This window comes from Pseudomonas fluorescens, from assembly GCF_041354075.1.
Classification (GTDB): Bacteria; Pseudomonadota; Gammaproteobacteria; order Pseudomonadales; family Pseudomonadaceae; genus Aquipseudomonas; species Aquipseudomonas fluorescens_CE.
This window is the reverse complement of record NZ_JARZGC010000016.1, coordinates 1-13,144: the sequence shown is the minus strand read 5'-3', so window position 1 is coordinate 13,144 and position 13,144 is coordinate 1. Positions and strand designations below refer to the sequence as shown.

The window sequence follows — 13,144 nt, the reverse complement described above, 5'->3', positions numbered from 1 at the left end:
TTTCGCTCCAGGGCACGGGGAGTGGGCGATTCTAGCGGTTGCGGGCAAGTGGCGTCATTGGTCGGCTTGGATCCGTTTCCGGCAAGGGTGGACTAGGCTTTTGCGTCTGGACACTTAACTTCCCAGGGAGAGCACACAATGAGCCTGTTCAGTTTTCTGAAAGAAGCCGGTGAAAAAATCCTCGATGCCCTGACGCCGGACAAGGCCGAAGCCAACAGCGAGGCACTGACCAAGCACGTGAAGGACGCCCTGACCGGGATCGACACGTCGAAGATCCAGGTGAAGGTCGAGGGTGAAAAAATCATCGCCACCGGTGAAGCCTCCAGCCAGGAAGAGAAGGAAAAAATCCTTCTGGCGCTGGGTAACGTGGCCGGAATCAGCGGCGTTGACGACCAGATCACGGTGACCGGTCCGGTGGTCGTCGCTTCGCAGTTCGTCGTGGTGCAGAAGGGCGATACCCTCAGCGCGATTTCACTGCGGGTGTACGGCGACGCCAACAAGTATCAGAAGATCTTCGAGGCCAACAAGCCGATGCTCAAGGACCCGAACAAGATTTATCCGGGGCAGTCGTTGCGCATTCCCGAGTAAGGCTCCAAACCGAGTGATGGCCTTCGCGGGCAAGCCCGCTCCCACAGGTATTGTAAACGCTGCGAAACCTGTGGGAGCGAGCCTGCTCACGATGGGCGCGACTCGGCCTTAAAGCCCAGCAATCAAAGCCCGATAATCCTCCACCGCCGCAAACTCCGCCGTGTCCTTCGGCCCTTTGCGGCTGTCCGGCTCGCGCACGGCCAGCAGGTGCGCCACGCCGAAGTCCCGGGCACTGCGCAGGATCGGCAGGGTGTCGTCAATGAACAGGCTGCGCGCCGGGTCGAAGTCGATGTCCGCCTGCAAGGCGTCCCAGAACTGCGGATTCTCCTTGGGAAAGCCATAGTCGTGGGAGCTGATCAATCGCTCGAAATAGGGCGCCAGTTCGATTCTCTCCAGCTTCAACGACAGCGAGTCGCGGTGCGCGTTGGTGATCAGCACCACACGTTTGCCCGCCTGCCTGATCGCGGCCAGGAAGGTGTCTGCATCCTGGCGCAGGGCGATCAGGTGCGCGGTTTCCAGTTTCAGCTCGCGCACCGGCAGTTTCAGCTCGGCGCTCCAGAAATCCAGGCAATACCACTGCAACTGGCCGGCGTTGCGTTCGAACAGCGGCTGCAACTCCATGTCCGCCATGGCCCGGCTCACTCCGTGCAACTCGGCGTAACGCTGCGGCAGGTGTTCGAGCCAGAAATGATTGTCGAAATGCAGGTCCAGCAACGTGCCGTCCATATCCAGCAGCACGGTATCGATGTCGTGCCAGGGCAGCAGTGACATAAAAAACGTCTCCAACGGTAAAAAAGATATCCGCGATCAACAATCAGGATAGGCCGGGTATAGTAACCCGTTCACGCCAAGGAGCTTTTCATGCGCCAGAAACCCACTGTCCTCGCCCGCGAGATCGTCGCCACCAGCCGCCTGTTCTGCGTTGAAGAACTGAAACTGCGCTTTTCCAATGGTGCGGAGCGCACCTATGAGCGGTTGGTGGGCAAGGGTGCGGGTTATGGCGCAGTGATGATCGTGGCGATGCTCGATGCCGAACACGCGGTGCTGGTCGAGGAATATTGCGGCGGCACAGACGAGTATGAGTTGTCGCTGCCCAAAGGCTTGATCGAGCCGGGTGAAGACGTACTGGCGGCGGCAGAGCGCGAGCTCAAGGAAGAAGCCGGGTATGGCGCGCGCCAGCTGATGCACCTGACCGAGTTGTCGTTGTCTCCCGGCTACATGAGCCAGAAGATCCAGGTGGTATTGGCCATGGACCTCTACGAGGAGCGGCTGGAGGGCGACGAGCCGGAGCCCATGGGCGTGGACAAGATCAATCTGCGTGAGCTGTCGGGACTGGCGCAGAACCCCAGATTCACCGAAGGTCGTGCCCTGGCGGCGTTGTACCTGGCCCGTGACCTGCTGACCCAGCGTGGGGAGTTCCTGCCATGACGTTCGCGCATCCGTTGATGGCCCCGGTCGTGGAACTGGCCTTGCAGGCGGGCGAGGCGATCCTGCCGTTCTGGCGCACCGGCACCGCGGTGACGACCAAGGCTGACGAATCCCCGGTCACTGCCGCCGACCTGGCCGCCCACCACCTGATTCTGGCCGGGCTGACCGCGCTGGCCCCGGACATTCCGGTGTTGTCCGAGGAAGACGCCGATATTCCACAAAGCGTACGGGCCGGCTGGCAGCGCTGGTGGCTGGTCGATCCGTTGGATGGCACCAAGGAGTTCATCAACGGCAGCGAAGAGTTCACCGTGAACATTGCCCTCATCGAGCGGGGCCAGGTGGTGTTTGGCGTGGTGTCGATGCCGACCAACGGGCGCTTCTACGTCGGTGGGGCGGGCCTGGGGGCCTGGCGGGGCGATCAGGGGGCGGAGCCGCTGGCGATACAGGTTCGCCAGGCGCCTGCCGCGGGGCAGGCGTTTACCGTGGTTGCCAGTCGTCGCCATTCGAGCCCCGAGCAGGAGCGCCTGCTGGCCGGCTTGAGCGCCAGTCTGGGGTCACTGGAGTTGGCCAATATCGGCAGTTCGTTGAAGTTCTGCCTGCTGGCCGAAGGTGCAGCGGATTGTTACCCACGCCTGGCGCCGACCTCGCAATGGGACACGGCGGCCGCTCAGGGCGTGCTCGAAGGTGCGGGCGGTGAAGTGCTGGATCTGGGCGGTGCCACGTTCAGCTACCCGGCTCGGGAATCGTTGCTGAATGAGTTCTTCCTGGCGTTGCCGGCGAAGGCGCCGTGGCGCGAAAAACTCCTGGAGCTGGCCCGCGCCTGACGGCCGGGTCATGCATGGTCCCCTGTGGGAGGTTCAGCGGTGCAGGACGTACTGCCCGCTGAAGGTCACGGCGTCTTCATCACTGCCTTCATTGACGATCCGCGATTGCAGCGTCAACCGGGCCCGGCCATAACGCTGGTACATCGCCAGAAACTTCTTCCACACCGCCGCACTCGGCGCCTGGCAGATCGCAACTGCATCACGGGTGACCGGCAGCGGATAACTGATCTGTCCTTCGTGGATCACGATGTGCCCGTTCTCGATCCCTTCCTCGCGCAGGCGCAGGTGCAGCCAGCCCCAACCGGCCAGCACCGCGCCGCAATACAGGCTGCCACCGAACATGGTGCTCTTGTGATTGACGTTGGCCTCCAGCGGCAAATGCAGGCGCAGTTGCTGGTCGTGCCAGTCGAGTACCTTGACGCCCATCGCCTGGGTCAGGGGGATGTCGTGGTGCAGGACGGATTCCAGGTGGCGACTGTCGAGGTTCATGCGCGGCCTCTTGTGGGAGGTGAAGGGTTCAATCGGATTCGTCGGCAGCGTGTTGCGCTCCGCTGTCGGCGAAGTTCAGCCCGTGCTTGCGCAGCTTGTCGTGCAAGGTCTTGCGCGGAATGCCCAGGGCTTCGGCAAGGCTGCGCACCGAACTGTGGGAGCGTGCCAGTTCGGCGGCAATCAACGATTTCTCGAAGTTCTCCACCTGCTCGCTCAGCCCGCCACTGACCAGTTCGACCGGAGCGCCGGGCACGCCGCCCGCTGCGCTGTTGTCCAGCGCCAGCTCCAGGCCCAGGGCGAAGCGTTCGGCGGCGTTTTGCAGTTCCCGCACGTTGCCCGGCCAGGTGTGGCGCAGCAACAGCGCCCGTTGCCCCGGTTGCAGTTCATGGGGTGGCAGGCCATGGCGGGCACTGGCTTCGTCGGCGAAGTGCTGGAACAGCATCAGTGCGTCCTCACCGCGCTCGCGCAGCGGGGGAATGCGCAGTGGCGCGACGTTGAGCCGGTAATACAGGTCGGCGCGGAAGCGTCCCTGATCGGCGGACTGGCGCAAGTCCTCCTTGGTCGCGGCGATGATGCGAATGTCCAGCGGGATCAGCTGGTTGCCGCCCAGACGCTCGACCACGCGCTCCTGCAGCAACCGCAGCAGTTTCACCTGCACGTCCAGGCTCATGCTTTCGATTTCATCGAGGAACAGCGTGCCGCCATTGGCGAACTCGAACTTGCCGATACGGCGTTTTTGCGCGCCAGTGAAGGCGCCGGGTTCGTGGCCGAACAACTCGCTTTCCACCACCGACTCTGCCAGGGCGCCGGCGTTGATCGCCACGAACGGACCATTACGCCGGCTCGACAGGTCGTGCAGTGCCCGCGCCACGACTTCCTTGCCGGCACCGGTTTCGCCGAGGATCAACACGTCGGCCTTGGTCGCCGCGAGTGCGCCGATCTGCTCGCGCAAGCGCAGCATGGAGGCCGATTGCCCGACCAGCCGCGCGCTCAGTTCATGGCGGTCGCTCAGGGCCAGGCGCAGGCTGCGGTTGTCCAGCACCAGCCGGCGCACGGCCAGTGCGCGGCGCACGCTGTCGAGCAGGGCGTCGCTGGCGAAGGGTTTTTCCAGAAAGTCGTAGGCGCCGGCGCGCATGGCCTGCACCGCCAGCGGCACATCGCCGTGGCCGGTGATCAGCAACACCGGCAACTCCGGGTCCATGGCATGCAGTTCGCCCAGCAGCTCCAGGCCGTCCATGCCCGGCATGCGGATGTCGCTGACCACCACACCCGGCCAGTCACGCTCCAGTTGCCCGGCCAGGCCCTTGGCTTCGCCCAGCGGCAGGATCTTCAGGCCGGCGAGGTCCAGGGTCTGGCTGAGGGCCTGACGCAGATGTGGGTCATCGTCGATCAGCACGACCTGAATGCGGTTGTCGATGGTCATGCACTTCGGTCCTCGGACGGTTGCAGGCTCACGCCCGGTGCGCCGGCGCGCAGTTTCAGGGTAATCAGCGCGCCGCCTTCCTTGTGGTTGGAGAACAACAGTTCGCCGCCGAAGGCGCGCATCAGCGTCTCGCAGATCGCCAGCCCCAACCCCAGCCCTTGCGTGCGGGTCTTGGTGGTGTAGAACGGTTCGCTGGCGCGCCCCAGGGCTTCCATGCAAAAGCCCGGGCCGTTGTCGCGAATGGTCAGGTTGACGCCTTCGGCGGTGGATTGAGCACTTAACCAGAGTTTACGTGGCGGGCCCTTTTCCGTCAGGGCATCGAGAGCGTTGGCCAGCAGGTTGCCGAGCACCTGGCGCAGGCGGGTTTCCCCGGCCTCGACCCACAGGGCGGCGGCCGGCAGATCACGAATCAGCTCCACTTCCATGCTGCGCCGGCGCTTGGCCAGCAGCGCCAGCGCGTCATCCAGCGCCGGTTGCAGCGCCACGCTTTCCGGCGCGTGGCGATCACGGCGGGCAAAGGCGCGCAGGTGGGCAATGATCGAGGCCATGCGCCCGGTCAGTTCGCTGATCAGCTTGAGGTTGCCGCGTGCGTCGTCGGTGCGCTGATGATCGAGCAGTACTTCGGCGTTTTCCGCGTAGCTGCGGATGGCCGCCAGCGGTTGATTGAGTTCGTGGCTGATACTCGCCGACATGGTGCCAAGCGCCGACAACTTGCCGGCCTGCACCAGGTCATCCTGGGCGCGCACCAGTTCCTGTTGCGCGTGTTCGCGTTCCAGCACCTCCTGCTTCAGCCGACGGTTGAGGCCTTCCAGGTCGCTGGTGCGCTCCGCAACCCGACCTTCCAGTTCCCGTCGGGCCTTGGCTTCGAAGGCGATCCGCTCCAGATAATGGCGGCGGCGCTGCATCATCAGGCCGAGCAGCAGCATCAACACCAGCAGCGTCGCGCCGCCGATGGCGACCACTGTGCGCACGGGCCGGTCGATCAGGGTGCGTGGCGCGAGGATGCTCACGCTCCAGCCCGTTTCATCAATCTGCTGGGTCTGGGTCAACCAGGCATCGGAGCTCAGGTGCAGCGGCTTCGGCTCGCGGGTCGGATAAGGCTGAATGGCGATGATTGCCGCGCGCTCGGCGTCGCTCAGGTCGCGGGTCGCGCGAAAACGCCATTCGGGGCGCGAAGTGAGGATGACCACGCCGTTGTGGTCGGTGACCAGCAGCTGTTCGGGGGTCTTGCCCCAGAGGCTTTCGGTGTGGTCCAGATCGACCTTGGTCACCAGCACGCCAATGACCTTTTCCCGGTCACGCACCGCTGCGGCGAAGAAATAGCCGCGTTTGGCCGAGGTGGTGCCCAGGCCGAAAAAACGCCCCAGGCGGCCAGCCATGGCCTCGCTGAAATAAGGCCGGAAAGCGAAGTTGCGGCCGACGAAGCTGTCGTGTTTGTCCCAGTTGGAGGCGGCAATCGTATTACCCTGCGTGTCCATCAGGTACATGACTTCGGCGCCGGTCTGCGTGGCGATGTTCTTCAGCAGGCGGTTGGCGTTGCCCTGGATGACGCCATCGTCCGGTGCCGACAGGTCGGCACGCAGGGCCGGCAGGTCGCCGAGGATCTGCGGCAGTACCTCATAGCGGTGCAGGGTGCCCAACAGGTTGGCGACGTACAGGTCCAGGGTCTGACGGTTCTGCCCGGCCAGTTCGCTGCGGTAGTAGCGCTCGGCCAGATGCTCCAGCGGCCACAGCAACGGCGCCAGGCACAGTGCGAGCAGGGCCAGGCTGCGCCAGCGGGGTCTGCGGGGAAGGGTCGGAGTCATGAGCATCAGGCGCCTGTGGGTACAGGCGCATTATGCCTAGGCTTGTTCGGCAAGGCACTCGTGCAGCGCGGTTTGCCAGTCGGGTTGGCTGACGCCCCATTCACGTTGCAGACGTTGGCCGTCCAGACGCGAATTCAGCGGTCGGGTCGCCGGGGTCGGGTAGTCGCTGGACGGGATCGGCACCAGGTTGGCGCAGGGCTTGCCCTGTGTGCGCAACGCTTCGCCGATGGCCTGGGCAAAACCGAACCAGGACGTTTCGCCCTGCGCCGTCAGGTGATAAGTGCCCCAGGCGCCGGCTTCTCCCGCCTGCCAGCGCTCGATCAGGGCGAGCGTGCTGCGGGCGATGGTGCCGGCCCAGGTGGGTGCGCCGATCTGATCGGCGACCACACGGAGCTCAGGCTTTTCCTGCAGCAGGCGTTGCATGGTCAGCAGGAAATTGCGCCCATGGGCCGAATAGACCCAACTGGTGCGCAAGATCAGGTGCTGGCCTTGCACCGCGCTGATCGCCTGCTCGCCCGCCAGCTTGCTCTGGCCGTAGACGCCCAGCGGATTCGGCGCGTCGTCTTCGGTGTAGGGCGAGCTTTTGCTGCCGTCGAACACGTAGTCGGTGGAGTAGTGAATCAGCGGAATACCCAATGCCGCGGCTTCTTCGGCGAGGATGCCTGGCGCCACGGCGTTGATGGCGAAAGCCACCTGCGGTTCGGTCTCAGCCTGATCGACCGCGGTGTAAGCTGCGGCGTTGATGATCAGGTCGGGACGAACGCATTGAACCTGCTGACGCAGTTGTTGCGGGTCGGTCAGGTCGAACTGACCGCGCCCTGGAACAACCAGTTCGCCAAGCGTTTTCAGGTGATGTTGCAGTTCAGTTGAAACCTGCCCATGTTGACCGCTGATGAGAATTCTCATGGAAACAGGTCGACCTCCTGCAGGGTTTTTCCCAGTTGGTCCTTGGCCGACAGTTGCGGCGCTTCGGTCAACTGCCAGTCGATGGCGAGCGTCGGGTCGTCCCAACGGATGCAGCGTTCGGCGGCCGGGTTGTAATAGTCGGTGGTCTTGTAGAGGAACTCGGCGACATCGCTCAACACCACGAACCCGTGGGCGAAACCTTCCGGCACCCAGAGTTGCCGAGCATTTTGTGCCGACAGGCGCACGGCTTCCCAGCGGCCGAAGTTCGGTGAGCTGCGACGAACGTCCACCGCCACGTCGAGCACTTCGCCGACCGTCACCCGCACCAGTTTGCCCTGGGTATTCTCCAACTGGTAATGCAGGCCGCGCAGCACGCCTTTCACCGAGCGCGAATGGTTGTCCTGCACGAACTGCCGGTTCAGGCCTGTCGCTTGCTCGAACGCCCTGGCGTTGAAGCTTTCATAGAAAAAGCCGCGCTCGTCGCCGAACACTTTGGGTTCCAGGATCAACACGCCGGGCAGGGCGGTTTCAATCACATTCATTGTCCAGCCTCGGCCAGTTTGTAGAGGTACTGACCATACCCGGTTTTGCCAAAATACTGTGCACGCTCCAGCAACAGCTCACGGCTGATCCAGCCATTGTCGTAGGCGATTTCTTCGAGACAGGCGACTTTCAGGCCCTGGCGATGTTCGATGGTCTGCACGTATTGCGAGGCATCGAGCAGGCTGTCATGGGTGCCGGTGTCGAGCCAGGCGAATCCACGTCCCAGTCGTTCGACCTGCAAGTCGCCGCGCTGCAGGTAGGCGTTGTTGACGTCGGTGATCTCCAGTTCGCCGCGAGCGGAGGGCTTCACGGCCTTGGCGATCTCGATCACATCGTTGTCATAGAAATACAGGCCAGTCACGGCGTAGCTGGATTTCGGGGCCTTGGGTTTTTCTTCGATCGACAGGGCGCGGCCTTCGCTGTCGAAATCGATCACGCCGAAGCGCTCCGGGTCATTGACCCAGTAGCCAAACACCGTGGCGCCGGATTTGCGATTCACCGCGTCTTTCAATTGGTCGCCGAAGTGCTGGCCGTGGAAGATGTTGTCACCGAGGATCAGGCACACCGGGTCATCGCCGATGAACTCTTCACCGATCAGGAAGGCCTGGGCCAGGCCATCCGGCGAAGGCTGCTCGGCATAGCTGAGATTCACGCCGAACTGACTGCCGTCACCCAGCAGGTTGCGATACTGAGGCAGATCCTGCGGGGTGGAAATCAGCAGGATGTCCTTGATGCCGGCCAGCATCAGCACCGAGATCGGGTAGTAGATCATCGGCTTGTCGTAGATCGGCAGCAGTTGTTTGGACACCCCCAGCGTGATCGGGTGCAAACGCGTGCCCGAGCCACCGGCCAATACAATTCCTTTCATCATGCGAGCAACTCCTTGGTATTGATGGCGCCCAATCGTTCACCCTGATAGCTGCCATCCTGAACGCGGCGGCACCATTCGAGGTTTTCCAGGTACCACTGGACGGTTTTGCGCAGGCCGGTCTCGAAGGTTTCTTCAGGCACCCAGCCGAGTTCGCGTTCGATCTTGCCGGCATCGATGGCGTAACGCAGGTCATGGCCGGGACGATCCTGGACGAAGGTGATCAAGTCGGCGAAATGTGCGACGCCTGCAGGTTTGTGCGGCGCGAGCTCTTCCAGCAGCGCGCAGATGCCGCGCACGACGTCGATGTTCTTCTGCTCGTTGTGCCCACCGATGTTATAGGTTTCGCCAACGACGCCTTCGGTCACCACCTTGAACAGTGCCCGGGCGTGGTCTTCTACAAACAGCCAGTCGCGGATCTGCAGGCCGTTGCCATAGACCGGCAGCGGCTTGCCGGCCAGGGCATTGAGAATCACCAGCGGAATCAGTTTTTCCGGGAAGTGGAAAGGACCGTAGTTGTTCGAGCAGTTGGTCAGCAGCACCGGCAGGCCGTAGGTGCGCTGCCAGGCGCGGACCAGGTGGTCGGACGCGGCCTTGCTGGCGGAGTACGGCGAGCTCGGTGCGTAAGGCGTGGTTTCGGTGAACAGGTCATCGACACCGTGCAGGTCGCCGTAGACCTCGTCGGTGGAAATGTGATGGAAGCGGAAGGCGCTTTTTTCCGGCTCAGCCAGGGTGTTCCAGTAGGCGCGGGTGGCCTCCAGCAGGCTGTAGGTGCCGACGATGTTGGTCTGGATGAAATCCGACGGGCCGTCGATGGAGCGGTCGACATGGGATTCCGCCGCCAGGTGCATGATCGCGTGCGGCTGGAAGCGGGCCAGCACCGCGCTCACCGTTGACTGATCGACGATGTCGGCCTGGACGAATTCATAACGGGTGTCGTTGGCAATGCTGGTCAGCGATTCCAGGTTACCGGCATAGGTCAGCTTGTCCAGGTTGAGCACTTCGTGCTCGGTGTGCCGAATCAGGTGGCGAACCAAGGCAGAACCAATGAAACCGGCGCCGCCGGTGATGAGAATTCGCATGTAAACCAGCCTTTATCAGTAAGAGCGTTCAAGCAAAAGAGCATAGCTTGTCGGCAGAAGACCCGTGGTGCAATAGCGTTGTGGCTGGTATTTGGGTTTTGGGGCATGAACGGGGGGTTGATTATCGATCGGCGCAGTGGCGATATACGTGCCTAATAATATTTCAGGAGTTGTCGTATGCCGCTCGCCACGTTGATTCATCGTGCCAGTTTGCCCAGCCCGCAGGTGTCTGCGGCGCAAGCGCTAGAGCTGCTCGAGGGGCATTACGGGTTGAGCGGACGCTTGCAGGCCCTCGGCAGCCAGCAGGACCTCAACTACCGCGTCGACAGCGCCGAAGGGCGTTTCGTCCTGAAAATCTGCCGGGGCGACTATTCGGTGCTGGAGTTGCAAGCCCAGCACGCCGGGCTCAAGCACCTGGCCGAGCACTCGGGGGTCAAGGTGCCGCGAGTCATTGCTTCGCGCACCGGCGCCGATCTGCTGTCGCTGGAGGTCGCCGGGCAGGCGGTACACGTGCGCCTGCTCGAATACATCGAGGGCCAGCCGCTCACCCACTTGGGCCATCTGCCCGGTTCGGTGGTAAGCGGTTTTGGTCGACTCTGCGGTGAAATGGACCTGGCGCTGGCCGAATTCCGCCATGCGGGGCTGGAACGGACGCTGCAATGGGACGCCCGTCACGCCAGTGCCCTGATCGCCCACCTGCTGCCGGTGATCAAGGACGACGCGCAACGAGCCCTGATCGCCCAAGCCGCCGCGCAGGCGGAGCAGGCCTTGCGGCCTTTGGTGGACACGCTGCCGGTGCAGGCCATTCACATGGACATCACCGATGACAACGTGGTCTGGCAGCGTGATGCGCAGCGCCAGTGGCAGTTGCAGGGTGTGATCGATTTCGGCGACCTGGTGCGCACCTGGCGCATCACCGACCTGTCGGTGACCTGCGCGGCGTTGCTGCACCATGCCGAGGGTGATCCCTTCTATATTTTTCCGGCGATCCAGGCCTATCACGCTGTCAACCCGATGCAACACGAGGAATTGCTGGCCCTGTGGCCGTTGATCGTTGCCCGGGCCGCCGTGTTGGTGCTCAGCGGCGAACAGCAGGTCAGCATCGATCCGGGCAATCAATACAGTCGCGATAACCTGACCCATGAGTGGGAAATCTTCCGTGTTGCCACGTCGGTGCCTCTGGCGCTGATGGAGGCCGCCATCCTCACGTGCGTGGGACAGCGCCTGCCGGAGATCGGCAGCGAGGGTTTTGCGCCGTTGTTGCCAAGCCTAGTGGGCGGCGAATTCGCCTTGATCGACCTGGGCGTGCTCAGCCCGCATTTCGAGGCCGGTAACTGGGAGCAGGCGGGCATCGATCAGCGCCTGCTGGATGAAGCGGCGGCGGTGCATGGCCTGGCGGCGAGTCGTTACGGCCAGTACCGTCTGTCGCGCACCCGTCCGGACTGCGCGGCGGAACCGGAAACCTGTCCACTGCATGTCGAGTTGCGCGTGCCCCAGGGGACGGCGGTCGAGTCGCCGTTTGCCGGGGTGGTGCATCAACCGGAACCGGGCCTGTTGCAACTCGACGGGCCGCAGTTGAGCCTGAGGCTGTGGGGCGTGACGCCCTCGCTGCACAGCGGTGCGGCGCTGGTCAAAGGCCAGGTGCTGGGCGCGGTCAGCGGGCCCTTGCGGGTGCAGTTGTGTCGAAACGCTTCGCTGCTGGCCCCTCTGTTCTGCACCCCTTCGCGCGCGCCCGCGTGGCAGGCGCTGTGCCCTTCACCGGCGGCGTTGCTGGGGCTGGCGTGCGACGCCGAAGCGGAACTGGATGCGCACACCTTGCTGGCCCGCCGCGACGCCAGCTTCGCCCGTACGCAAAAGCACTATTACGTTGACCCACCGCGCATCGAGCGCGGCTGGCGCAACCACTTGATCGACATGCAGGGCCGCTCCTATCTCGACATGCTGAACAACGTCGCGGTGCTGGGCCATGGCCATCCGCGCATGGCTGCCGTGGCGGCGCGTCAGTGGTCGCTGCTCAACACCAACTCACGTTTCAACTATGCGGCGGTGGCCGAGTTTTCCGAACGCTTGCTCAAGTTATCGCCCGACTCCATGGATCGGGTGTTCCTGGTCAACAGCGGCAGCGAGGCCAATGACCTGGCGATCCGCCTGGCGTGGGCCTACAGCGGCGGTCGCGACATCATCAGCGTGCTGGAGGCCTATCACGGCTGGACGGTGGGTGCGGATGCGGTCTCGACCTCGATTGCCGACAACCCCAAGGCCTTGAGCAGCCGCCCCGACTGGGTGCACCCGGTGCCAGCGCCGAACACCTATCGCGGTGAGTTCCGTGGCCCGGACAGCGCGCCGGACTACGTGCGCAGCGTCGAGCACAACCTGGCGAAAATCGCCGCGCAAGGTCGTCCGCTGGCCGGTTTCATTTGCGAGCCGGTGTACGGCAATGCCGGGGGCATCTCGTTGCCGCCGGGTTACCTGAAACAGGTCTACGGTCTGGTCCGCGCCCAGGGCGGCGTGTGCATCGCCGACGAAGTGCAAGTCGGTTACGGGCGCATGGGGCATTTCTTCTGGGGGTTTGAAGAGCAGGGCGTGGTGCCGGACATCATCACCATGGCCAAGGGCATGGGCAACGGCCAGCCGCTGGGCGCGGTGATCACCCGTCGGGAAATCGCCGAGGCGCTGGAGGCCGAGGGTTACTTCTTCTCGTCGGCCGGTGGCAGCCCGGTCAGTTGCCAGGTCGGCATGGCGGTGCTGGACGTGATGGAGGAAGAAAAGCTCTGGGAAAACGCCCAGGTCGTCGGCGGCTACTTCAAGGAGCGGCTCGAAGCGCTGATCGATCTCCATCCGCTGGTGGGAGCGGTGCACGGGTCCGGTTTCTACCTGGGCGTCGAATTGATCCGCAACCGCGAAACCCTGGAGCCGGCGACCGAAGAAACCACCGCGCTGTGCGATCGCCTGCGCGAGTTGGGGATTTTCATGCAGCCGACCGGCGACTACCTGAACGTGCTCAAGATCAAGCCGCCGATGGTCACTTCGCGCCGTAGCGTGGATTTCTTCGTGGACATGCTCTCGAAAGTGTTGGGCGAGGGGTTGTAACCGATATTTCTGGATGTCCTTGACCCCTGTGGGAGCGGGCTTGCTCGCGAAGGCGGAGTGTCAGAGAAAAATTTATCAACTGACACTCCGCCTTCGCG

General features: G+C 63.4%; 12 protein-coding genes. 4 read left to right on the top strand and 8 right to left on the bottom strand.

Annotated features, from left to right (window positions below; all coding sequences use genetic code 11):
- Window positions 1-138 precede the first annotated feature (138 nt).
- Window positions 139-588 (top strand): peptidoglycan-binding protein LysM, encoded by a 450-nt coding sequence (gene lysM / locus QIW53_RS19095; protein WP_371051198.1) that lies wholly within the window; start codon window positions 139-141, stop codon window positions 586-588.
- A gap of 108 nt (window positions 589-696) precedes the next feature.
- Here the strand turns inward: lysM and yrfG are convergent, their stop codons facing one another.
- On the bottom strand, window positions 697-1,359 hold the full coding sequence (yrfG, locus tag QIW53_RS19090; RefSeq protein WP_371051197.1) for a GMP/IMP nucleotidase: 663 nt from the start codon (window positions 1,357-1,359) through the stop codon (window positions 697-699).
- A 90-nt stretch (window positions 1,360-1,449) separates the two neighbouring features.
- Between yrfG and nudE the strand changes: the two genes are divergently transcribed.
- Both nudE and cysQ read left to right on the top strand, forming a co-directional pair.
- Window positions 1,450-2,016 carry an ADP compounds hydrolase NudE gene (gene nudE / locus QIW53_RS19085; protein WP_371051196.1) on the top strand — a complete coding sequence of 189 codons (567 nt, stop codon included), beginning with the start codon at window positions 1,450-1,452 and terminating at the stop codon, window positions 2,014-2,016.
- Window positions 2,013-2,840 carry a 3'(2'),5'-bisphosphate nucleotidase CysQ gene (gene cysQ, locus QIW53_RS19080; RefSeq protein ID WP_371051195.1) on the top strand — a complete coding sequence of 276 codons (828 nt, stop codon included), beginning with the start codon at window positions 2,013-2,015 and terminating at the stop codon, window positions 2,838-2,840. Before nudE ends, cysQ begins: the two co-directional genes overlap by 4 nt.
- 33 nt (window positions 2,841-2,873) lie before the next feature.
- On the opposite strand, the gene QIW53_RS19075 is transcribed toward cysQ, so the two are convergent.
- Genes QIW53_RS19075 through rfbB form a run of 7 tightly spaced genes read right to left on the bottom strand, consistent with a single transcriptional unit; the run spans window position 2,874 to window position 9,956 of the window.
- Entirely contained in the window at window positions 2,874-3,329 is a 456-nt protein-coding gene (locus tag QIW53_RS19075; protein WP_371051194.1) for a YiiD C-terminal domain-containing protein, read from the bottom strand.
- Window positions 3,330-3,357: 28 nt separating this feature from the next.
- The gene (locus tag QIW53_RS19070) at window positions 3,358-4,752 is read right to left on the bottom strand and encodes a sigma-54-dependent transcriptional regulator (RefSeq protein ID WP_371051193.1); all 1,395 of its coding nucleotides are present in this window, start codon (window positions 4,750-4,752) and stop codon (window positions 3,358-3,360) included.
- A complete protein-coding gene (locus tag QIW53_RS19065) occupies window positions 4,749-6,557 on the bottom strand; it encodes a sensor histidine kinase (protein WP_371051192.1) in 1,809 nt (602 codons plus the stop codon). The genes QIW53_RS19070 and QIW53_RS19065 overlap by 4 nt, the downstream gene beginning before the upstream one ends.
- Before the next feature lie 36 nt (window positions 6,558-6,593).
- On the bottom strand, window positions 6,594-7,463 hold the full coding sequence (rfbD, locus tag QIW53_RS19060) for a dTDP-4-dehydrorhamnose reductase (RefSeq protein WP_371051191.1): 870 nt from the start codon (window positions 7,461-7,463) through the stop codon (window positions 6,594-6,596).
- The gene (gene rfbC / locus QIW53_RS19055; RefSeq protein ID WP_371051190.1) at window positions 7,460-8,005 is read right to left on the bottom strand and encodes a dTDP-4-dehydrorhamnose 3,5-epimerase; all 546 of its coding nucleotides are present in this window, start codon (window positions 8,003-8,005) and stop codon (window positions 7,460-7,462) included. Before rfbC ends, rfbD begins: the two co-directional genes overlap by 4 nt.
- On the bottom strand, window positions 8,002-8,877 hold the full coding sequence (gene rfbA, locus QIW53_RS19050) for a glucose-1-phosphate thymidylyltransferase RfbA (protein WP_371051189.1): 876 nt from the start codon (window positions 8,875-8,877) through the stop codon (window positions 8,002-8,004). The genes rfbC and rfbA overlap by 4 nt, the downstream gene beginning before the upstream one ends.
- Complete coding sequence (rfbB, locus tag QIW53_RS19045; RefSeq protein WP_371051188.1) at window positions 8,874-9,956, bottom strand: dTDP-glucose 4,6-dehydratase; 1,083 nt, start codon at window positions 9,954-9,956, stop codon at window positions 8,874-8,876. The genes rfbA and rfbB overlap by 4 nt, the downstream gene beginning before the upstream one ends.
- Before the next feature lie 177 nt (window positions 9,957-10,133).
- On the opposite strand from rfbB, the gene QIW53_RS19040 reads away from it, so the two are divergent.
- Window positions 10,134-13,046, top strand: a complete 2,913-nt coding sequence (locus QIW53_RS19040) for an aminotransferase (protein WP_371051187.1) — start codon at window positions 10,134-10,136, stop codon at window positions 13,044-13,046.
- Window positions 13,047-13,144: the final 98 nt, after the last annotated feature.